This is a genomic window from Chryseobacterium angstadtii, from assembly GCF_001045465.1.
Taxonomy (GTDB): domain Bacteria; phylum Bacteroidota; class Bacteroidia; order Flavobacteriales; family Weeksellaceae; genus Chryseobacterium; species Chryseobacterium angstadtii.
Map to the genome: position 1 here is coordinate 324,742 of NZ_LFND01000003.1, position 21,909 is coordinate 346,650.

General features: G+C 39.0%; 20 protein-coding genes. 13 read left to right on the plus strand and 7 right to left on the minus strand.

Features of this window, described 5'->3' with window-relative positions; translation table 11 throughout:
* Positions 1–17 precede the first annotated feature (17 nt).
* The 6 genes from ACM46_RS09620 to ACM46_RS09645 form a co-directional block, all read right to left on the minus strand.
* Positions 18–2,279: a glycoside hydrolase family 3 C-terminal domain-containing protein gene (locus ACM46_RS09620; protein WP_048506436.1), complete on the minus strand. Its 2,262-nt coding sequence runs from the start codon at positions 2,277–2,279 to the stop codon at positions 18–20.
* A 368-nt stretch (positions 2,280–2,647) separates the two neighbouring features.
* Positions 2,648–3,454, minus strand: a complete 807-nt coding sequence (gene metQ / locus ACM46_RS09625; protein WP_048506437.1) for a methionine ABC transporter substrate-binding lipoprotein MetQ — start codon at positions 3,452–3,454, stop codon at positions 2,648–2,650.
* Between the two features lie 129 nt (positions 3,455–3,583).
* Positions 3,584–4,240, minus strand: a complete 657-nt coding sequence (metI, locus tag ACM46_RS09630; RefSeq protein ID WP_048506438.1) for a methionine ABC transporter permease MetI — start codon at positions 4,238–4,240, stop codon at positions 3,584–3,586.
* The gene (locus ACM46_RS09635) at positions 4,233–5,261 is read right to left on the minus strand and encodes a methionine ABC transporter ATP-binding protein (RefSeq protein WP_048506439.1); all 1,029 of its coding nucleotides are present in this window, start codon (positions 5,259–5,261) and stop codon (positions 4,233–4,235) included. Before ACM46_RS09635 ends, metI begins: the two co-directional genes overlap by 8 nt.
* 20 nt (positions 5,262–5,281) lie before the next feature.
* Entirely contained in the window at positions 5,282–5,512 is a 231-nt protein-coding gene (locus ACM46_RS09640) for a hypothetical protein (RefSeq protein WP_048506440.1), read from the minus strand.
* 11 nt (positions 5,513–5,523) lie between these two features.
* Complete coding sequence (locus ACM46_RS09645; RefSeq protein ID WP_048506441.1) at positions 5,524–5,736, minus strand: DMT family transporter; 213 nt, start codon at positions 5,734–5,736, stop codon at positions 5,524–5,526.
* Positions 5,737–6,247: 511 nt separating this feature from the next.
* Between ACM46_RS09645 and ACM46_RS09650 the strand changes: the two genes are divergently transcribed.
* The 10 genes from ACM46_RS09650 (at position 6,248) to ACM46_RS09695 (ending at position 17,611) form a co-directional block, all read left to right on the plus strand.
* On the plus strand, positions 6,248–6,541 hold the full coding sequence (locus ACM46_RS09650; protein WP_048506442.1) for a GNAT family N-acetyltransferase: 294 nt from the start codon (positions 6,248–6,250) through the stop codon (positions 6,539–6,541).
* A 158-nt stretch (positions 6,542–6,699) separates the two neighbouring features.
* Positions 6,700–8,310, plus strand: a complete 1,611-nt coding sequence (locus tag ACM46_RS09655; RefSeq protein WP_048506443.1) for a Na+/H+ antiporter — start codon at positions 6,700–6,702, stop codon at positions 8,308–8,310.
* Positions 8,311–8,337: 27 nt separating this feature from the next.
* On the plus strand, positions 8,338–8,649 hold the full coding sequence (locus tag ACM46_RS09660; RefSeq protein ID WP_048506444.1) for a response regulator: 312 nt from the start codon (positions 8,338–8,340) through the stop codon (positions 8,647–8,649).
* 9 nt (positions 8,650–8,658) lie between these two features.
* A complete protein-coding gene (locus tag ACM46_RS09665) occupies positions 8,659–9,243 on the plus strand; it encodes a Crp/Fnr family transcriptional regulator (RefSeq protein WP_048506445.1) in 585 nt (194 codons plus the stop codon).
* Positions 9,244–9,533: 290 nt separating this feature from the next.
* Positions 9,534–10,409, plus strand: coding sequence for a pirin family protein (locus ACM46_RS09670; RefSeq protein WP_048506446.1), 876 nt, complete (start codon positions 9,534–9,536; stop codon positions 10,407–10,409).
* A gap of 36 nt (positions 10,410–10,445) precedes the next feature.
* Positions 10,446–11,135: a hydrolase gene (locus tag ACM46_RS09675; protein WP_048506447.1), complete on the plus strand. Its 690-nt coding sequence runs from the start codon at positions 10,446–10,448 to the stop codon at positions 11,133–11,135.
* Between the two features lie 59 nt (positions 11,136–11,194).
* A complete protein-coding gene (locus tag ACM46_RS09680) occupies positions 11,195–12,967 on the plus strand; it encodes an amidohydrolase (RefSeq protein ID WP_048506448.1) in 1,773 nt (590 codons plus the stop codon).
* Between the two features lie 128 nt (positions 12,968–13,095).
* Positions 13,096–14,463 carry an alginate export family protein gene (locus ACM46_RS09685; RefSeq protein WP_048507125.1) on the plus strand — a complete coding sequence of 456 codons (1,368 nt, stop codon included), beginning with the start codon at positions 13,096–13,098 and terminating at the stop codon, positions 14,461–14,463.
* Positions 14,464–14,575: 112 nt separating this feature from the next.
* Complete coding sequence (locus ACM46_RS09690; protein ID WP_048506449.1) at positions 14,576–15,319, plus strand: M17 family peptidase N-terminal domain-containing protein; 744 nt, start codon at positions 14,576–14,578, stop codon at positions 15,317–15,319.
* 168 nt (positions 15,320–15,487) lie between these two features.
* Positions 15,488–17,611 carry a type IA DNA topoisomerase gene (locus tag ACM46_RS09695; RefSeq protein WP_048506450.1) on the plus strand — a complete coding sequence of 708 codons (2,124 nt, stop codon included), beginning with the start codon at positions 15,488–15,490 and terminating at the stop codon, positions 17,609–17,611.
* 4 nt (positions 17,612–17,615) lie between these two features.
* Here the strand turns inward: ACM46_RS09695 and ACM46_RS09700 are convergent, their stop codons facing one another.
* Positions 17,616–18,038, minus strand: a complete 423-nt coding sequence (locus ACM46_RS09700; protein ID WP_048506451.1) for a hypothetical protein — start codon at positions 18,036–18,038, stop codon at positions 17,616–17,618.
* A gap of 648 nt (positions 18,039–18,686) precedes the next feature.
* Here ACM46_RS09700 and ACM46_RS09705 point away from each other — a divergent pair.
* The 3 genes from ACM46_RS09705 to ACM46_RS09715 all read left to right on the plus strand — a co-directional run bounded on the left by ACM46_RS09705 (position 18,687) and on the right by ACM46_RS09715 (position 21,786).
* Positions 18,687–19,109 (plus strand): PaaI family thioesterase, encoded by a 423-nt coding sequence (locus tag ACM46_RS09705; protein WP_048506452.1) that lies wholly within the window; start codon positions 18,687–18,689, stop codon positions 19,107–19,109.
* 111 nt (positions 19,110–19,220) lie between these two features.
* Positions 19,221–19,565: a phage holin family protein gene (locus ACM46_RS09710; protein ID WP_048506453.1), complete on the plus strand. Its 345-nt coding sequence runs from the start codon at positions 19,221–19,223 to the stop codon at positions 19,563–19,565.
* A 226-nt stretch (positions 19,566–19,791) separates the two neighbouring features.
* A complete protein-coding gene (locus ACM46_RS09715) occupies positions 19,792–21,786 on the plus strand; it encodes a S9 family peptidase (RefSeq protein ID WP_048506454.1) in 1,995 nt (664 codons plus the stop codon).
* Positions 21,787–21,909: the final 123 nt, after the last annotated feature.

The window sequence follows — 21,909 nt, forward strand, 5'->3', positions numbered from 1 at the left end:
AATATATTAATAAAAAATTACTTCAACGTAAACTTCACCTTCGTCTTAATTCCATCAGAAGAATTACCAATTTGCGCCTCGAAATCTCCGGGCTCAGCTGTCCATTCATGTTTATCTGCATCAAAATAGCTTAAAGCAGTTTTATCAATAGTGAAAGTTACTTCCTTCTGCTCGCCGGGATTTAAAAATACCTTTTCAAAACCTTTCAGTTCTTTTGCAGGACGCGGAACAGAAGCTTTGATGTCGCTGATATACAACTGGGCCACTTCAGCACCGGCTTTCTTTCCCGTATTTTTTACGCTTACTGTGAATGTGATCTTATCATCCTGAGACATCACTGCTTTATCAGCAGTTGCTTTCCCGAATTCAAAAGTGGTATAGCTTAAGCCATGTCCAAAGCTGAAAAGAGGTTTGATTTTTTTGGCATCATGCCAGCGGTATCCTACAAAAACACCTTCATTATACGTAATATTGATAGGGTTTTTCTGATCTTTTCCTTTTCCGGCAGCTAGTTCATCTTTCTGTCCCGGATATTCTCCCAATTGATGTGCTGAATTATCTTCCAGCTTCACAGGAAAAGTAAATGGCAGTTTCCCTGAAGGATTGGCATCACCTGCTAAAATTGAAGCAATGGAATTTCCTGCTTCAGAACCCAGATACCACGACTGAAGAACCGAAGGAACTTCTTTGATCCACGGCATGGCTACTGCATTTCCGGATACCAAGACTACCGCAAGATTTTTATTGACTTTTGCTAATGCTGAAATCACATTGTCCTGATGGTAAGGAAGCCCGTAGCTTTTTCTGTCGTTACCTTCGCTGTCCTGGAAATCTGCTTTATTCAGCCCTCCAACGAAAATAACATAGTCGGATTGTTTGGCTAATGCTACAGCTTCATCTAGTAATTCCGCGGCAGAACGGTCGTCTTTCAGATTCTGACCGGATTTTACTCCGTTGTATTCTCCGCCGATATCTCCCACATACCCTCTTGCATACTGTACATCCGCCTGTTTTCCGAATCTTTTCTTGATTCCGTCCAGAGGAAGTGTTTCATATTTTACTTTCAATGAAGATGATCCGCCGCCAACAGTCATAATTTTGATGGCATTTTCACCGATTACGGCTATCTTTTTAGCTTTGTTAATATCAATAGGAAGTACATTTCCTTGATTTTTCAGTAGAACAATCCCTTCTTCACCAATCTCTTTGGCCACCGCTTTATGTTCTTCAGAAGCAACATTCCCGAAAGGTTTGTTTCTGTTCATCGTCGTTTTATAGGCTAAACGAAGCAGTCTGGTCACTTTATCGTCAAGTTCCTGCGTTCCTACTTTTCCCGCTTTGATGAGGTCTAAATAAGGTTTGGCTAAATAATAATTGTCATAGGCATTTTTTGTTCCCGCAGAAAGTCCGTTGGTCCAGCTTCCGAATTCAAGGTCTAATCCGTTGTGGATAGCCTGTTCCGTATTATTGACGGCTCCCCAGTCGGAAACGACTACGCCTTTGTAGCCCCATTCTTTTTTCAGAATATCGTTTAACAGATATTGATTCTGGCTTGCATACTGGCCTTTGTACATATCGTAAGCACCCATGATCGTCCATGAATCACCTTCAGTCACCGCAGCTTTGAAAGGAGGAAGATAAATTTCATATAAAGTTCTGTCATCCACATTCACATTGCTGGTATGGCGGAACATTTCCTGATTGTTGAGGGCATAATGCTTGACAGATGTGGCTACACCATTGGATTGTACACCTTTGATGTAAGGAACCACCATTTTCGAAGTCAGAAAAGGATCTTCACCCATATATTCGAAATTTCTTCCGTTTAATGGAGTTCTGTAAATATTGACACCCGGTCCCAGAAGGATATCTTTTTTTCTGTAACGGGCTTCTTCACCCAAAGCTTTTCCGTAATTCCAGGACATTTTTTTATTCCATGTAGCGGAAAGAGCGGTCAGGGCAGGGTAGGCGATAATGGAGTCGTTGGTCCATCCTGCCTGATCCCATTCATCCCACATTACTTCCGGACGTACGCCGTGAGGACCATCGGTTGTCCAGAATTCAGGGATTCCCAATCTTGGAACACCGGGTGAACTGAATTTGGATTGGGCATGAAGCATAGCCACTTTCTCCTCAAGGGTCATTCTGGAAAGAGCGTCCTGAATACGCTGTTCCACAGGTTTCGATTCATCTAAATAAACAGGTAGAGTATTGGTCTGAGCCATATAAGATGCAGCAATTAAAGTGAATAAACTTACAATGGCGGTTTTCTTAAACATAGATGCCTTTTTATTGATTGTAACAAAAGTAAGTAAAATTTTTATTATCTCAAATTGAGAAAATAAATTTTAATCAATAAATGGCTGGTTTTGAGTTTCGGGATACGGGGTGCGAGATTTCGAGTTGCGGGTTTGAGAGTTGGAGGGTTGGAGGGTTTGAGAGTTGGAGGGTTTGTGAGTTTAAGAATTTGAGGCCCTGAATGCAGCATCATTGAATGAAGGGCAAATATCTGGTGGCTGAGGGCCTCGAAGTCACCAGTTCATCTCTCTTATCTGAAAATAAACCTATAATAACGTACAATATAAACCTCGCAACTCGCAACAAAAACTCTAAAACCCTCCAACTCTCAAACCCGCAACTCGTACCCCTACCATCCCTTCACCGCTCCTCCTTTAAAAATTTCCTCAGCTTTTTTGGCTACTTCGTCGGATTGGTAAGCTTTTACAAAGTTTTTAACTTTCGCAGAGTTTTTATTGTCAGGTCTTGAAACAACGACATTCATATAAGGCGAATCCTTATTTTCCTTTAAAATCCCTTGTTTATCGGCATCTAATCCTGCCTGAGAAGCAAAATTATTATTGATGATGGCAATCACTACTTCTTTGTCATCCAGCACTCTCGGAAGCTGGGGAGCTTCAATTTCCAGAATATTCAATTGCTTTGGATTTTCGGTAATGTCAGTTACTTTGGGTAATAATCCGATGCCTTCTTTTAATTTCAGCAGTCCGTTCTTCTGAAGCAGAAGCAACGATCTGCCTCCGTTCGTAGGATCGTTGGGAATAACAACAGTACTTCCATCTTGCAGCTGGCTGATATTTTTGATTTTTTTTGAATACGCTACGATAGGATACACAAAGGTATTTCCTACAACAGCCAGTTTATAACCCCTTTGTTTAGACTGTTCCGTGAGATAGGGCACGTGCTGGAAAGCATTGGCTTCAATATCCCCGTTGCTCAGTGCTTCATTGGGAACCACGTAGTCATTGAAAGGAATCAATTCTACCTCAAGATTATATTTTTCTTTTGCTACTTTTTTGGCGGCTTCTGCGATTTCAAGCTCGGGGCCATACGTAATTCCTACCATAATATGATTCGGATCATTTTTCTTTTTTGTGCAGGCGTTGAATACCAGCAATCCGGCAGCAATGATAATAAAGGTTTTTATTGTGTTCATGATTTATTTATTTTGATGATCTGAGATCAATATAAAATTTTAGTTGTTTTTTAGGCAAAAAGGCTGATTTGCAAATTTGCTTTCTTCGCCTTCTTTGCTTTTCAGCAATTTTGCCCTTTCTCCCTTTAACTACCGATGATCAAATTTCTTCGCCAGTCTGTCTCCCGCAAACTGAATAATAAACACCAGCACGACAAGTAATACCAGTACCACATTCATAATAACGGCATCATAACCAATATAGCCGTATTGATATCCGATTTGTCCCAGTCCGCCGGCGCCCAACGCTCCTCCCATGGCAGAATATCCTACCAAAGTAATCAGTGTGATGGCTGCATTGTTGATTAAAGAAGGAAGTGCCTCAGGAAGCAATACTTTTTGAATGATCTGTAATGGAGATGCACCCAAAGCTCTTGCTGTTTCTATCAGCCCGTGGGGTACTTCAAGAAGGCTGTTTTCCACCAGACGGGCAATAAACGGAGCTGCTCCTACACTCAAAGGAACCAGAGCGGCATTCATTCCGATGGAAGTTCCTATGATGACTCTTGTAAATGGAATCATCCACACAATTAAAATAATAAAAGGAATAGAGCGGAAAATATTAACCAAAATAGAAGTAGCTCTGTAATACACCGCATTTTCCAATAGCTGGCCCTTTCTCGTTAAAAATAACAGAATCCCTACCGGAAGTCCTAAAATAAATCCAAAAAAACCGGAAACAAACGTCATGTAAACCGTCTCCCAAAGTCCCTTTCCCAAAAGCGAAATTACCGAATCACTAAGCATATCCTTTTACTGTATTTTGAATTTTATTCTGGTTAAAATAATAAATGGCCTTCTGATTTTCCTCCGCTTCTCCCTGCAGCTGAAGCAGCAGTTTACCAAAATTCGAGTTACCCATATATTCAACATCTGCTTTCAGAAGCCTGTAAGGTATTTTATATTGATCATAAAGTGTGGAAAGAAGTTTTTCCACACTGATGTTTTCATTGAGTTCTATTTCAACAAGCGGAAATAAGCCGTCCTGTGGCTCTTTCTGAAGTTTTTTATTGATTTCCTGAGGAATGGTCATGATATCTGAATTTATAAATTGTCGGATCACCGGATTTTCTTTATCAGAGATGATCTCGCTTAATGTTCCTTTTGCCAGTAACTGGCCTTTGTCTATAACCGCCACATGGTTGCAGACGGCTTTTATGACTTCCATTTCGTGGGTGATCAGCAAAATGGTGATACCCAATCTTTGATTAATATCCCTTAAAAGCTGTAAAATTGATTGTGTTGTTGCCGGATCCAGCGCGCTGGTTGCCTCGTCGCAGAGAAGAAGATAGGGATCATTGGCCAGTGCCCGTGCAATCGCAACCCTTTGTTTTTGTCCACCCGAAAGGCTTTTTGGATAATCATGGGCTTTATCTTCCAGACCTACTATTTTCAGCAGTTCATTGACTTTTCTGTTGATTTCCTCTTTTCCGACATGATCCAGCTCCAGAGGAAGGGCTACATTATCAAAAACAGTTCGCGATGAAAGAAGATTAAAGTGCTGGAAGATCATCCCTATTTTTTTCCGTTCATCTGCCAGCTGTTTGGAACTTAATAGGGTAAAATCCTTTCCGTTAATAATAATCTGTCCCTGGTCCGGTCTTTCCAGAAGATTTACAGTACGGATCAGAGTACTTTTTCCTGCTCCGGAAAACCCTATGATTCCTACAATATCTCCTTTTTCAACAGCCAGACTTACATTATTTAAAGCTTTAAAAGTCTGCTTTTTTTGGTGAAATGTTTTTGAAATGTTTTTGATTTCTATCATTTTAAATGTATAGTTTAATTTTAAATAGGCTGATAAGGCTTTATGGTTCTGCCGAAAAATCGTCTCAGCCTTCTTAATTTGACCTTAGAGCGTTTTGTGAGCCTGAAATATTTCGTCACATTGGTAAGAAGAACCCCTATTAATATTACAGAAAGTCCGTACAGCTGATTTCCATTAATCGTTTGTCCTTCAACCACCCAGCCTGCAAATACAGTTACAATAGGGTTAATATAAGTATGGGTACTTACCAAAGCAGCAGGTTTTACGGAAAGCTGATCAGAGAATGAGCTTTTTCTCCTTTTGTCAGTAACCAGCCAATCATCATCAGTCCTGCTGCTAAAAAACGGAATCCTGACAGAATAAAAGGTGGAAACCCCTTCAGACCAAAGGAAATTGCCAGAAACGTAATCCCCCAGATCACGTAAATATTGATGAATGCTACCGGCACCAGCCAGCTGTTTTTGAAATTGCTCATTGTTTTTTTGTGTTTGTTTCCTGAAATAAAAAAGGCCCTACAACGTGGTAAGGCCTTTGAAATATGTCATATAAAAGTAAGGTCAGCCACGGGATTTCTGATGCATAGGCATACAGTTGTACATCATCATAAATTTGATGGTCTGTTTATTTATTGATTGATGTTTAAATCCTTGTTTCATTTTGTTTTCTTTTCCTGAATATGGTTGCAAATATAAGGCATATATTTTTATTAGTCCACTAAAAAAGTAGACTTTTTAATAATTTTTATTTTAGAACAATTTAAGTTATTGTGTATCAGTTCTTTAAATTTGTTATTGAAAATTAAAAAATAATGTTATTATTAATCCAGTTCAATGTCCGTGATTTCTGAGGTTTGTAAATTTGCATCAGAAGTGCAGGCAGAAGGGGTTACAGGACCCAGAAAAGCAAATCCTTCTGAAATTATCATAGATCATTACTCAGCTTGAAGAAAGGTCTTAATTTTGAACAACTAACTAAAAAAATATAAAATGGAAAGAACAGAAATTGTTTTAGGAAATGTGAGAGGAGAAATTCAGCTTTTCTCAGACGATCAGAAAGCCGGAAAAATGGATATCTCTGTAATCGGGAAAAAATTAACCGTTTACCATACGGAAGTGAATCCTGAACATGAAGGGAAAGGCTTTGCAAAAATATTACTGGAAAGACTGGTTTCTTACGCAAGAGAAAACGATTTGAAGATTATACCGTTATGTCCCTATGTTCATCTGCAGTTCAAACGTCATCCCGATGAATATAATGATGTCTGGTTCAAAGAAGAATAAATTTTAGGAATATTGTAAAATGTTCCACAGGAATTTCAATAGGAAAATATTCAATAGGAGCGGGCTTTAGCCCACTTAATCTAAAAACAAATCAAAATCCGGCTTTAGCCAAAATCTAAAACATCAGACTAACCTCTAATTTCTAAACAAAAAAAACCATGCACGAACAACTTCTCCTGATACTCGGGCTTTTATTAATCGTAATGATGCTGGTAATGCTGGCTCAGCGTATTAAAATTGCCTATCCTATATTTCTGGTATTGGCCGGATTGGGGATCAGTTTTATTCCGGGAGTTCCAGTTTTAAAATTAGATCCGGAAATTATTTTCCTGATTTTCTTACCGCCGCTTTTATATGAAGCCGCCTGGTATACTTCATGGAATGATTTCTGGAAATGGAAACGTACTATTTCGTTAATGGCCTTTGGATTGGTATTTTTAACTTCTTTGGTAGTTGCTTTCGCTGCTCAGTCTCTCATTCCTGGGTTTACGCTCGCTATGGGATTTTTATTGGGAGGAATTGTTTCGCCTCCGGATGCCATTGCTGCCACAACCGTTTTAAAAGGGTTGAAAGTTCCAAAAAGAACCATTGCCATGCTTGAAGGAGAAAGCCTGATTAATGATGCTTCATCACTTATCGTTTTCAGATTTGCTTTGGCAGCGGTAATGACTGGAGTATTTTCGATGCAGGAAGCCACAGGACAATTCTTTATTGTTGCGGGAATGGGAGTTGTTGTAGGTATTGTGGGAGCTCATATATTCTATGCGATTCACAGGTTTTTGCCCACAACCCCTGCAATAGATGCAGCATTGACCGTGATGACGCCTTATATTTTATTCCTGAGTGCAGAACATTTCCACTTTTCAGGGGTAATGGCTGTAGTTTCCGGAGGATTATTTATGTCTTTCCGTGCCCATGAAATATTTAAAACAGGTACAACCAGAATAAATATGACAGGAGTCTGGAATACCTTGATATTTGTAATGAATGCCCTGGTATTTGTACTGATAGGGCTGGAACTTCCGGATATCATCAATGGTTTAGGGGAAACATCTTTAATGGAAGGAATAAAATACGGATTAATCATAAGTCTGATTGTTATTGTTGTCCGTTTATTATGGATTTATCCGGTAGCTCATTTTCCGAGATGGGTGAGTAAAAAAATACGTCAGGATCCTAGTCCGGGCTGGAAAAATCCTCTGATCATAGGCTGGGCAGGAATGAGGGGTGTGGTTTCTTTGGCTACAGCATTGTCAATTCCGGTTATGATGAACGATCAGGCGGAATTCCCATTGAGAAATTTGATCATCTTCATCACTTTCGTGGTTATTTTTGTAACTCTGGTTTTTCAGGGACTTACGCTTCCTCTGATTATTAAATTAATTAAAATAGGAGAAATTGATCCTATTCTACCTTCTCATGAACAGCAGGCTGGTATTCAGATTAGATTGGATCATTTAGCCGTCACAAGACTGAACGAGAAATATAAAAATAGCTTAACGGGCAATAGCCTGGTTGAAAATTTCAAAAACAGTCTGGAGAATGACCTTGAAATGCATAAAAGTCATTTGAGCTCTCTGGAAATGTGTTCTAACAGACAGAATGATCTTAAAGAATACCATCAGATTATGCTGGATATTTTTGCTATACAGCGGAAAGAACTGTTCAGGCTGAAAAGAGAAAAACTGTTCAGTGACGATGAAATCCGGAAAGCAGAATCCCAACTGGATTTAAATGAGTTGAGAATAACAGGAAATAAACATTTATAACTTTCAAATCCCAAATAGAACCGCAAAATGAAAACATTACAATTTTTAATCATTGGAAAAAATCAGGAAATTCTTGAAACCTTAAAAAGAATCGTTGAAAATAATGAAGGCTGGCAGGCAGATATTCAAAATGATGAAAATGCCTGTTATGATTATATTAAACAAAATCAGCCGGATATTGTTCTTCTGAGTTCTGGTCTGGAAGAGCAGTTTGAAAAAGAGATTAAAGTATTTTGTGAAAAACTGGATAAAGATGTTAAAGTAATTGATCATTACGGAGGCGGAAGCGGGCTTTTAAAGAATGAAGTTTACAGCCTTTTCCCTAATTTGCAGGTATAAATTTACAATATGTTTGAGAATATTATAAAGAATGTTACCCGGTTTGTAAGTCTTACGGAGGAAGAAGAAAAATTTTTTACGGATTTATTGCTTTGTCAGGCCTTTCCCAAGAAAGCAGTATTATTGAGACAAGGAGAAATCTGCCAGTTTGAAGGATACATCCATAAAGGCTGTGTCAGGCTTTATTGTTTGGATGACAAGGGTTCCGAGGTAACCATGTTATTTGCCGTTGAAGACTGGTGGATCAGTGATATAGCTTCATTTCACGAACAGAAACCATCAAAAGTATACATTGAAGCATTGGAAGATTCAGAAATTTATATGCTGAACCCGGAAACTAAAGAAAAACTATTGCAGGAAATTCCAAAATTCGAAAGGGTTTTCAGAATGTTGGTGCAAAGAAACCTTTCCACACTTCAGAATAGGTTGGTCAATACCATTTCCAAAACCGCATCAGACCGTTACCTCGAATTCATTAAAGTATATCCTTCCATACCACAGAGAATCCCGCAGTATTATATTGCTTCCTATCTTGGTGTATCAAAGGAATTTGTAAGCACTATCAGAAAAAGACTGGCTTCCAAAGAGAAATAAATTCAGTCTTCTTTCATTCTTGCCTGATTATTGGCTTAAAATCATTCAATTACGCATATATTTTATGCATTAAACTTCATCAACGACGAAGATGGCCTCTTGGTGCATCTCAAAATTTTAACGCTATCCAAATAAGACTTAGCGAAAAAATATTTCCTCAACTCTTACGCCTGATCCACGATCAGGCATTTTTTTTAGTCTGAAAAGCGATTTATTAAACTAGTTAAATGTGCAGGGTTTTTCATCCTCCTAAATTTGACCTATCAAAATCAAACAAATGCCTAACAGATATGGACAGAAAAGATTTTTTAAAGAAAGGTTTATTGGGAACAGGGATGTTTGTAGCCTCTGCTTCTCTAGGAAATACAATGAAAAATGAGATCGACGAAATCGAGCCGTTAGAACCCATCGGATACAATCATTTACCCAATCCGGAATCAAAAATTAAAGACAATTCCGTCATTCATAGAGCAGATTCCAGAGGAAAGGCGGATCATGGCTGGCTGCTGAGCCAACATACTTTCAGCTTCGCCAATTATCACAATCCGGAAAGGATGCATTTTGGAGTTCTGAGGGTTTTAAACGATGATAAGGTGGAAGGAGGCAGAGGCTTCGGGACCCATCCCCACGATAATATGGAGATCATTAGTATTCCTTTGGAAGGAGATCTTGAACATAAGGACAGTATGGGAAATACAGCGGTGATCAAAAGTGGAGATATTCAGGTAATGAGCGCCGGAACAGGAGTCATGCACAGTGAATTCAACAAAAACAGTGATCTGTCTGTCAAATTCCTTCAGATCTGGGTATATCCTAATAAAAGAAACGTAACTCCACGATACGACCAGGTTACTTTGGATAAAACAAAAAGCCGGAACAAATTCCAGCAGATTCTCTCTCCGAATGCCCATGATGAAGGAGTATGGATTCATCAGGATGCATGGTTTCACTTAGGAAATTTTGAAAAAGGAGAAGAAAGCAGCTACCAAATTCACAAAGAAGGAAATGGAGTATACGCTTTCATTCTTAAAGGAAGTGCCGAAATTGAAGGCCAGGCACTACAGGAACGCGATGGTTTTGGTGTCTGGGATATCAGAAATCTGAACATTAAAACAACTGAAGAAAATACAGAAATTCTCCTTATGGAAGTCCCTATGACTCTGTAATGAATAAGAAATAACAAGATTAAGAAAATAACTACTATGAAAAAATTAATTCTATCATTTGCGGCAGGTTTATTATCATTAACTGCTACAGCACAGCAACCCGGAAAATCATTATTAAACCCAACAAACCACGCATTAGTGCTTATTGATCATGAGGGGCAGATGGCTTTTGCCACAAAAAGTATCAGCATGGAAGTATTGAGAAATAATGTAGGCCTTATTGCCGGCGGATCGAAGATTTTTAATGTTCCGACCGTTGTAACCACAGTAGCCGAAAAATCATTTAGCGGTCCGGTATTTCCTGAAATTCTGGAAACCTATCCGGAGTCTTCCAGCGGATATATAGACAGAACCACGATGAATACTTGGGAAGACCGTAATGCACATAAAGCGATTACAGGAAAAAATAAAAAGAAACTGGTTTTCGCAGGATTGTGGACGAGCGTATGTATCGTGGGACCTGTATTATCTGCAATAGATGAAGGATATGACGTATATGTGATTACGGATGCATCCGGAGATATTTCAAAACAAGCTCACGATCAGTCGGTTACGCGAATGGTTCAGGCAGGCGCACATCCCATTACCTCTGTACAGTATGTTTTGGAACTTCAGAGAGACTGGGCAAGAAAAGAAACCTATAAACCGGTGAATGACCTGATGAAAAGATTCGGAGGAGCTTACGGACTGGGAATTCAGTACGCGCAGGATATGCTTAAACACTAAATATACACTGCGGCAGAGGAATATTCTGCCGCTTTTCTTCCCATTTAAAATTCATCACTATGAAATTATTGAACACCCTTCTGCTTTCTTTGTTTGTAGGTACCGGATTGATGAATGCTCAAAAAGCAGATCTGGTTATCATCAACGGAAAGATCACCACAATGGATGAAAAAAATCCTCAGGTGCAGGCAGTTGCCATTAAAGACCATAAAATATTCCGGACCGGAACCAGCAGCGAAATCTTAAAATTAAAAGGAGCAAAAACCCAGCTCATAGATGCAAAAGGAAACAGAGTGATTCCAGGATTGTTCGACAGTCATTTACATGTTATCCGCGGTGGTAGATTTTATAATACCGAACTTCGGTGGGATGGCGTAAAAACACTCAAAAGAGCGCTGGAAATGTTGAAAGAACAGGCCCTGAGAACCCCGAAAGGACAATGGATAAGGGTAATTGGCGGATGGAATGAATATCAGTTTGAAGAAAAAAGACTACCCACATTAGCAGAGATTAACGAAGCTACAGGGAATGTTCCGGCTTTCGTGATGTATCTCTACGGAAAAGCATGGCTGAATAAAGCTGGTTTAAAAGAATTAAATATCAATGGTGAAACTCCCAATCCAATACAGGGACTGATTGAAAAAGACAACAATGGTGATCCCACAGGACTTTTAGTGGCAGAACCCAATGCATTTATTTTATATTCTACCCTGGCAAAATTACCGGAGCTCACAGAAGACGAAAAAGTAAATTCCACACTTCAGTATATGACCGAACTGAACAGACTGGGAGTCACCGCTGTCATGGATGCTGGAGGAGGTTTTCAGAATTTCCCGGATGATTACGGAACCACCGACGCACTCAATAAGCAGGGCAAAATTACAGTTCGTCTGCCTTACTACTTATTTGCTCAGAAAAAAGGATCTGAACTGGCAGATTATACAAAATGGACCGGAATGGTGGAAATAGATGATCATGGCCACAATGGAATTAATGAAATTGATTACCATGTGGAAGGCGGCGGAGAAAACCTGGTTTCAGACGGTGCAGATTTCGAGAACTTCCTTTTCCCGAGACCGGAACTGCCCGCTACAATGGAAAAAAATATGAAAGACGTTTTAAGCCTTTTGGTTAAAAAAAGATGGCCTTTCAGAATTCATGCGACTTACAACGAAAGCATCACCAGATTTTTAGATGTGATTGCAGAAGTCAATAAGGAAACTCCCCTGAACGGATTGATCTGGTTTTTCGATCATGCGGAAACAGTAACCGAAGACAATATGAAACGCATTAAGGCATTAGGAGGAGGAATCGCCGTTCAACACAGAATGGCTTATCAGGGCGAAGGCTTCATTCACCGTTACGGTAAAAAAGCAGCTTTGGCTTCTCCACCTGTAAAAAAGATGCTGGAAATGGGAATTCCCGTTGGACTTGGAACAGACGGAACCAGAGTGGCAAGCTACAACCCATGGATTGCTTTGTACTGGATCACTTCAGGAAAAACAGTCGGTGGAACTCAGGTAATGGCAAAAGAAAACACGTTAGACAGACAAACCGCTTTATCACTTTCTACCTATGGAGGATATGAGTTGATAAAAGACTTTCAAAAAGGAAAAATTAAGAAAGATTACTTTGCTGATCTTATTATTTTGGATAAAGATTATTTCACAGTCAATGAAGAAGATATAAAAAGCATTACTTCAAAATTAACCATTGTAGACGGGAAGGTTGTATACGGAGACGAAACCTATAAAAACGCAGCTCCGGCTTCTTTACCGGTAATTCCGGACTGGTCTCCTGTAAAATATTATGGAGGATACCAAACCAGATAATCATGTAAGCTGGCCCCCGGAAAATATCTTGTTGCCACAAAATTTCCTTCCACCGGAGGGGTGGCGAAAATTCAAAAGAATTTTTGATGGGACGGTCCTCTAATACATCACTTCTTAAACCAATAATGATGAAAAATCTGACAGTTATTCTGTTGTTCCTGCAAATTCTTATTCCCGTTCAGTTGTTTGCACAGTTTAAACTGATGAGGTTCGATGAAGATTATTCATCATTCAAAGATTCTGCAGATACCTTTTATAACTCTGTAAAGTACATTCCGCTTTCTGAGAAAAAAGAGAGCTACCTTTCATTAGGAGGAGAAGCAAGGGGAGAATTTGTATATTTTAATAATGAAGACTGGGGAAGGCTGGGAATCGGAAGCAATCCTTTTTTGATTCAAAGGTATAATGTGCACGCAGATTGGCATCTGAGCTCAAGGCTGCGGATTTTCGGGCAGCTCAGAAGTGCGTGGGAAAATGGCAGAAAGAACGGGCCAAGACCCATTGATGAAGATCATTTGAATATTCAGAACTTTTTCATAGACGCAGATATTATTAAAAAAGATAAGGAAAAGCTTACTGTTCGCCTGGGACGACAGGAACTCGACTACGGAAGCGGAAGATTGATTTCCGTTCGCGAGGGCCCGAACTTGAGACTCTATTTTGACGGATTAAAATTCATGTACAAAAGAGGAAATTTTAAGTCTGATGCTTTCATAATGATGGCAAGCGATATAAACACAGGTGTTTTTGATAATAAAGCTTCAAAATCAGTCAATTTGTGGGGAAGTTACAATACATTTATCCTTCCTCACAGTGGAAATTTAGAACTATACTATTTGGGAATCCATCGTAAAAACGTACGTTTTGAAGACGGAATTTCAGATGAAAACAGACATACTTTAGGAGGACGGTTCTGGAGATATGGCGGCGGATTTATTTACAATTTTGAAGCAGCTTATCAGTTGGGAGGCTTCAATAAAGGAAATATCAGCGCCTGGACAGCTTCTGCAGATGTTGGATATATGTTTGAGAACGTGAAAGGAAAACCTACCATCAATCTTCGGAACGATTATATTTCCGGAGACCGTCAAAAGGGAGACGGGAAACTGGGAACATTCAATCCTCTCTATCCAAAAGGCGGCTATTTCGGATTCAATCCTCAGATAGGTCCTGTGAATTTAATTGATATTCATCCTTATGCAACGGTAGATGTAAACAGTAAAATTACAGTTCAGGCGGATGTGGTTTTCAACTGGAGATATTCTACGCAGGACGGAATTTACAGACCCAGCGGAACACTGAGCCTTCCTTCTTCAAATTCAGCAAAAAAGTACATTGGGACTGCATTTTTGGGAAGTTTTAATTACAAAATCAATCAGTTTTTCACTTTTAACACAGGCGTTCAGTATTTTAAAACAGGAGCATTTGTGGATGATGTGATCAATGATGATAAAGACGGATTATTTATCAATTCCAGAATTGTTTTTAAATTCTAAATACTATAAAAATTGATCAGTTATAACATTACTTAACCCATATCAAGAAGAAGTTTTTACACAAAAATTACCTTTGAAACAGATAAAATAGCAACACAAAAAAATAAATCACATGCAAAATACATTTAAAAATAATCTGAAAAAATCACTGTTAATTGCAGGATTAGCATTTTCAACACTCACATTTGCACAAACTGTCACTGCCAATTCATCTCCAACTCCTGCAAAAATAGGAACCTCAAAAAACTGGGGATCCGTAGACGGAATTTCAATGATTGGCCTGGTACAGGGGCCGTCTTCCGCAAATGCCCAATTACAGGTAGCCTGTGTTTTTGAATATACGGACAATGATATTCACAGCGCCCAGGCTTTACCCGCCAATCTGAACGGGTTGGTTCATTTGGATGATGCATTAAAAGGCGAATTCACCAAAATCAGACAATCAGGACAGTTTAAAGGACATGCACTGGAAACTATTTTAATCACTCCTCCCGCAGGTTCTATGTCAGCCAAAAAGCTCCTACTGATCGGTTTAGGCGACCGCAACAACTTCACTCCCGAGCTGATGACTTCCGTAGGTGAAGTGGCAGCCCGTGAAGCCATGAGACTGGGCGTAACCAATTTTGCATTTGCCAGCGATTTAAAAGACGCAGGAATAGATTCTCCAACCGCTCTGGTAGCAGGAAATGTAGTAAAAGGAATTACATTGGCCAACCGTTCCGAAACCTATTTAAAAGAGCATAAGCTTTCCACCACAAAGAAACTGGAAAAAGTATACCTTCTGGCAGGCCCGTCTTTCTTTGAAGTAGCAGGCGGAGGAATCAAAGATGCCATTGCTGAAATAAATAAAAAATAATGAATTGATTTTCGTTAATATTGTGAAGACTCTCCTTTTTTAAGGGGAGTTTTATTATTCAGATATGGCTATGTCATTTTCAATGATCAGCAGATAACTGTCAACTAAATATAGATAAATCCAAAAAAAATCCCGACTTTTGTCCCCCTTTCAATAATCCCGAAATTCATGAAACTTTGTATTGCAGAAAAGCCCAGTGTTGCCAGAGATATCGCCAAAGTATTAGGTGCTACCACGCCTAAACAGGGCTATATGGAAGGTAACGGATACTGTGTGACATGGACGTTCGGACACCTTTGTACCTTAAAAGAACCTCACGATTACGGTCCCCAGTACAAATCCTGGAACCTGTTTCTATTGCCTATTATTCCAAGCAGTTTTGGGATTAAATTAATTCCCAATAAAGGCGTTGAGAATCAGTTTAAAGTCATTGAGAAATTGGTAGAGGAATGTGATGAGGTGATTAACTGTGGGGATGCCGGGCAGGAAGGAGAGCTGATTCAGCGATGGGTTTTGCAGAAGGCAAAATGTAACAAACCTATTCAGCGTTTATGGATTTCTTCCCTTACTGAAGAGGCCATTAAGGAAGGTTTTGCCAGCCTGAAACCCGCAGAAGAGTATAAAAACCTTTACCTGGCAGGAAATGCCAGAGCTATTGGAGACTGGCTGCTGGGAATCAATGCCACAAGATTATTCACCAAAAAGTTTGGAGGAAACAAAGCGGTGCTTTCCATCGGAAGGGTACAGACCCCGACTTTGGCGATGCTCGTTCAGCGTCAGAAAGAAATTGATGCCTTCACAACGGAAGAATACTGGGAACTCAAAACCAAATACCGGGACGTTATTTTCAATGCCGCGATTGACCGTTTAAAAACCCTTGATCGTGCTGAAAAAGGTCTTGAATACCTTAAACTCAATCCTTTTGAAATTGTCTCTTTTGAGATCAAAGAAGGAAAAGAAAAAAACCTGAGACTTTTTGATTTGACGGGACTTCAGGTGGAAGCCAACAAAAAATATGGGTATTCTGCAGAAAATACTTTAAATTATATTCAAAGTCTGTACGAAAAAAAGCACGTGACCTATCCACGTGTTGATACCACTTATCTATCCGAAAGTTTGTACCCGAAAATAGAAGGAATTCTTCGGAAAATGCACTTTTATCAGGAGTTGATTGCTCCGTTGCTGGAAGCACCCATTCCTAAGTCAAAAGCTGTTTTTGATGATACGAAAGTGACGGATCACCATGCAATTATCCCTACTGAAGTACCGCCTTCCCAAAATCTGAGCAGGGAAGAGAAGTTGATTTATGATCTGATTGCCAAACGTTTTATTTCCGTTTTCTATCCGGAATGTAAAATTTCAAATACTTTAGTGGAAGGAAAAGTAGGAACCATTCCGTTCAAAACAAGTGGAAGACAGGTTCTGGAACCGGGATGGAGAGCCGTTTACGCCAAAGAGCCGAAGGAAGAAGCTGCAGATAAAGAAAAAGAAAAGGAAGAAGAACAGACTATTCCTGAATTTGTGGTAGGAGAAACCGGGCCGCACGACCCTATGATTCATCAGGGAAAAACTACCCCTCCAAAACCTTATACTGAAGCAACATTGCTGAGAGCTATGGAAACTGCCGGAAAACAGGTAGAAGACGAAGAACTGCGTGAACTTCTGAAGAATAACGGAATCGGTAGACCTTCCACCCGTGCCAATATCATCGAAACTCTTTTCAAAAGAAAGTATATCGAGAAGAAAAGGAAAAACCTGATTGCTACACCCACCGGAATTCAGCTGATTGATACCATTGAAGACGAGCTGCTGAAAAGCCCGGAATTAACCGGAGAATGGGAGTCCAAGCTTCGTAAAATTGAAAGCGGCGAATATGAAGCTAACCAGTTTAAAGAAGAACTGATTCAGATGGTAACGGAACTGACCAAAAAAGTAGTGGACGGAAAAGGAAAAGTCATTACGTTACACGAAGAAAAGGAAGAAGTCAAAGAAAAGAAAAAACGCGAACCTGCCGTAAAAAAAGAACTTCAGTCCTGGGAAGAAACAAAATGCCCGAAATGTAAAGAACACAACCTGATCAAAGGAAAAACGGCGGTGGGCTGTTCTGATTTTAAGAATTGTGGCTTTAAAGTTACTTTTGACATTTTTGGAAAGAAATTATCGGATAAACAGCTTTTAGATCTGGTTTTAAAAGGAAAAACCTCAAAACTGAAAGGGTTTACTACCCATTCCGAAGGTCTGACAGAGGGAATTCTGACACTCGGAGAAGATTTTCAGGTACAGCTTTCCTAAGAATTTACCGGAATAATTTGCCATACCATCCACTGATGTCTTTTCTGATGCTGTCGTGATAGGTACATAAAACCTGTGCCAGTTCAAGCTTGGATTTTTCAGAGGCATAAGGATTTAAAGTAAGATATCCGTAAAAATTACCATCCTGATCTACAATAGCCGGAGGATATGATGCATAGGCACTCCACGGGGAATAAGTGCTGTATGCATTTCCATAATTTCCACTGGCGTTCCAAATGGATTTCGAACTCAGTATATTTCCAAAATCTCCGAAAGAATTCCAGATCGAGTCTTTATCAAAAGTATCGCAGTTCAAGCAGCCTAAATACTGATCCTGATTGGAACCTCCGTACAGATGCAGGGTTTGGGCATGAAAAATACAGCCTGTCAGAAAACTTAGAAAAAGGAGAAATTTTTTGGAATTCATAGGGATGTATAATTTGTTGCAAAGCTACTGTTTTTTGTGGTTGGAAATATCTATTTGACCACAGATTTCTCAGATGTGCACAGATGATTGTGTATAGAATTTTTAGTTGAGAATATGAACTACTCCTTCAAAAATTCTTTGAATTTTTAAAAAACTTATGTGCACTTCGTCTCTTCATTTTATTCAACTTGAAAATAATTAAAGTGTTTCAAAAATTTTTGTGCCTTTTGTGGTTATTATAAACCATTAAGATCAATGAAGGTGATAAGAATAGTTAAGAAAAATCAAATGATTTTTTAAGCAGTGCCTTTTCAAGCGAAGCTCACCTTAATATCCTTAAAAACTTAAAAAAATCTTACTGGTCCAATTGTTTTAATCTCTCGCAGATCTAACAAATTAGGCAGATTTTTTATCATGTCAGATAAAAATCTTGGATTTTAAAAAAACTTCTGTGTACTTCCTCTCTCCATTTTATTCAACTTAGAAATAACTAAAGCGTTTAAAAACTTTTGTGTCTTTTGTGGTTGAAAAAACAAGCGGCATAATTAAAAAATTCACCATGAATAAAGAAACTTATTTTAGATTTTCTGGTATTTCTGAAAAACATTCATGTACTTTGTATTCACATTCAGATTAAATTAAATATTTATGACTCCAGAAAAAAAGAAACTCATTACAGACAGCTTCAGCCGATCCGAAACGTTGAAATTCTACAAAGCCGAATTATTGGAAGTAGAGACCGATTTTGTTTCGATTAAAATTCCGAAAATGGAAATGATGACCCGGAAAGCAGGCATGTTCAATGGCGCTATGATTGCTTCTTTGGTGGATGTTTCTTCCGGATATGCTTCTGTAAGCCATTATAAAGATGACTGTTATGTCGTGACGGTTGAACTGAAGGTGAATTACCTTCGTCCCGCTCTAGGAGATGCTTTGATATCAAAGTCTTACGTTATTAAAGGCGGAGTACAGATTATTGTGGTAAGAACTGAAATATATGTTCTTGATGAAAGTACAGGTTCGGAAAGTCATGTAGCAACTTCACTCGTAACGATGATGAGAATAAAATAAAAGATTCCCGGAATTAAAATATTCTTTAAACAAAGAGCCGGACTGCATTTTTTTAACTTAAATGGAACAGGTTTTGCTCCTTAAACCCTATAAACATTAAAAAATAATAATATGAACTTAATTGTCAGGCTGTTTGTTACAGCAATCGTTGCGTATCTTTTGACGAAGGTACTTCCGGGCGTACATTTCGAAGGATTTTCTTCCGCGATTATTTTTGCCATTGTACTGGGAATATTAAATATTTTCGTGAAACCTATTTTGGGCCTTTTAGGGTTGCCGCTTACGATTATTACATTAGGGCTGTTTGCTTTGGTCATTAATGCTGTTATCATTCTGATTGCTGATTATTTTATAGACAGTATGGTAGTAGACGGCTTCTGGTGGGCACTTATATTCAGTGTATTGCTGTCTTTTGTAACTTCCCTGGCCAGCTCTATGTTTTCGGACGGAGATTAACGGATCAAAAGTAAAATACTTATATGAGTCTGCTGTTTTTTACGGCAGGCTTTTTTTGTGTTTTTGAGATATTGACTCTCAATGGCAAATACACCGAAATTTTAATGTTAATTCTTTCGTTCATTTTTATTTTAAGTACTAACTTTGGGGTTCTTTGAATTAATTAAAAGGAATTGATGGAATTAAGTATGATTTCACAGTTCCGTTAAAAAATGAATATCAACATATGAAATTTAAGTACAGTCTGCTGGCTCTGGCAGCTCCGCTTTTAATGAATGCACAACAACTTATGACACCTGAAACTCTATGGACTTTGAAAAAAGTAGGAGTACAGGCTGTTTCACCCGATCAGGCTTCCCTAATCTACAAAATAGGACAGGTAGATCTGAAAACAGAAAAGACAAAAAACGAGAATTATTTTCTCAATGTTCTTAATAACCAGTCTTCCAAAATAGATTTCGGTAAAAAAGCCCTTATTCAGTGGGATAAAAACGGGATTTATGCACAGGAAGGAGATAAACTTTATCTTTCGAAAGATAACGGTAAAACCTGGTCTGAATTTTATACTATTGGTGAAGCAGATAATGTTGTGATTTCTCCGGATGGTAAAAAAATAGCCTTCAGCAAGCAGGTTTTGGTGGAGAAACTAATGGGGAAAGACAAATACAGCGATACTCCCAAAACAACAGCTCAGGTGTATACAGATCTGAACCACAGGCATTGGGATTACTTCAATGAAGGAAAGTACAATCATGTATTTGTAGTGAATGTTTCAGATAAAGCTGAAACGGCAAAAGATCTTCTGGAAGGAAAAACGTGGGATTCCCCTCAAAGACCTTTCGGTGGGGCTGAAGACTTCATCTGGAGCCCTGATTCTTCCCAGCTTTTATACGTTACCAAACCCAAAAGTGGAAAAGAATATTCTACAAGCACCAATACAGATATCTTTGCTTACGATTTGGCTTCAGGAACAACAAAGAATTTAACGGAGTCCAATAAAGGATATGATGTTAATCCAAAATTCAGCCCTGATGGGAAATCCCTGATCTGGCAGAGTATGGCCAGAGACGGTTATGAAGCAGATAAGAATGACGTAAAAATCATGGACTGGAAGTCAGGAAAGACGACCAATCTTACGGCCGGATGGGATGAAAGCGTTTCCGGAGATGTATTCTGGGGCGGAGATTCCAAAGCGATCTATTTTACAGCAGCATTCAGAGGAACAAAGCAGCTTTTCTCTTTGGATCCTAAAGCGGCAAAAGTTCAGCAGATCACCAAAGGAGATTTCGATGTCAATGAAATATTTACCGATAATAAAACTTCACTTTTAGTTGGAAGAACAGATGTAAACCATGCAACAGAATTATTCTCTGTTAATCTTAAAAACGGAGAAATGAAGCAAGTTACCGAAGCCAATAAAGATGCTTATGCTAAACTGGCACAGGGAAAATCTGAACTGAAAATGGTGAAAACATCAGACGGTAAAGAAATGGGAGTATGGTTCCACTATCCACCCAATTTTGACCCGAACAAAAAATACCCGACGCTGGTATATTGTCAGGGAGGTCCTCAATCTGCACTGACTCAGTTTTTCAGCACAAGATGGAATTTCTCTCTAATGGCAGCCAACGGCTATATCGTAGTAGCTCCAAACAGAAGAGGAATGCCGGGATGGGGAACAAAATGGAACGAAGAAATTTCCAAAGACTGGGGCGGGCAGCCGATGAGAGATTATCTGGCAGCAACAGACTTTGCAAAAACACTACCTTATGTAGATGGTGAAAGAGTCGCTGCTGTAGGAGCAAGTTACGGAGGATACAGCGTATTTATGCTGGCAGGAATTCACGAAAACAGATTCAAAACATTCATCGCACATGATGGATTATTTGATATGAAATCATGGTACCTGACTACAGAAGAACTTTGGTTTGCAAATTGGGATCTTGGTTCTCCGTGGGAAAAGCCTCTTCCAAAAGCATATACAGAATTCAACCCGAGCAATTTTGTTGAAAAATGGAATAAGCCCATTATGATTATTCAGGGCGGAATAGATTTCCGTGTACCTTATGAGCAAGGGCAGGAAGCTTTCCAGGCCGCAAAATTAAGAGGATTGAAGTCTAAATTAGTCTATTTCCCGAACGAAAATCACTGGGTACTTCATCCGCAAAACGGATTGGTATGGCAGAGAGAATTCTTTGACTGGTTGAAGGAAACTCTATAATTAGAAATGTATAATGAGTAGATGAAAATGTATTTTTAACTATTCAAAAAATCAATAGGAGCGGGCTTTAGCCCGCTTTTTTTATACCGTTATCCGAAGGCTTTAGCCAAATTTTATATATTT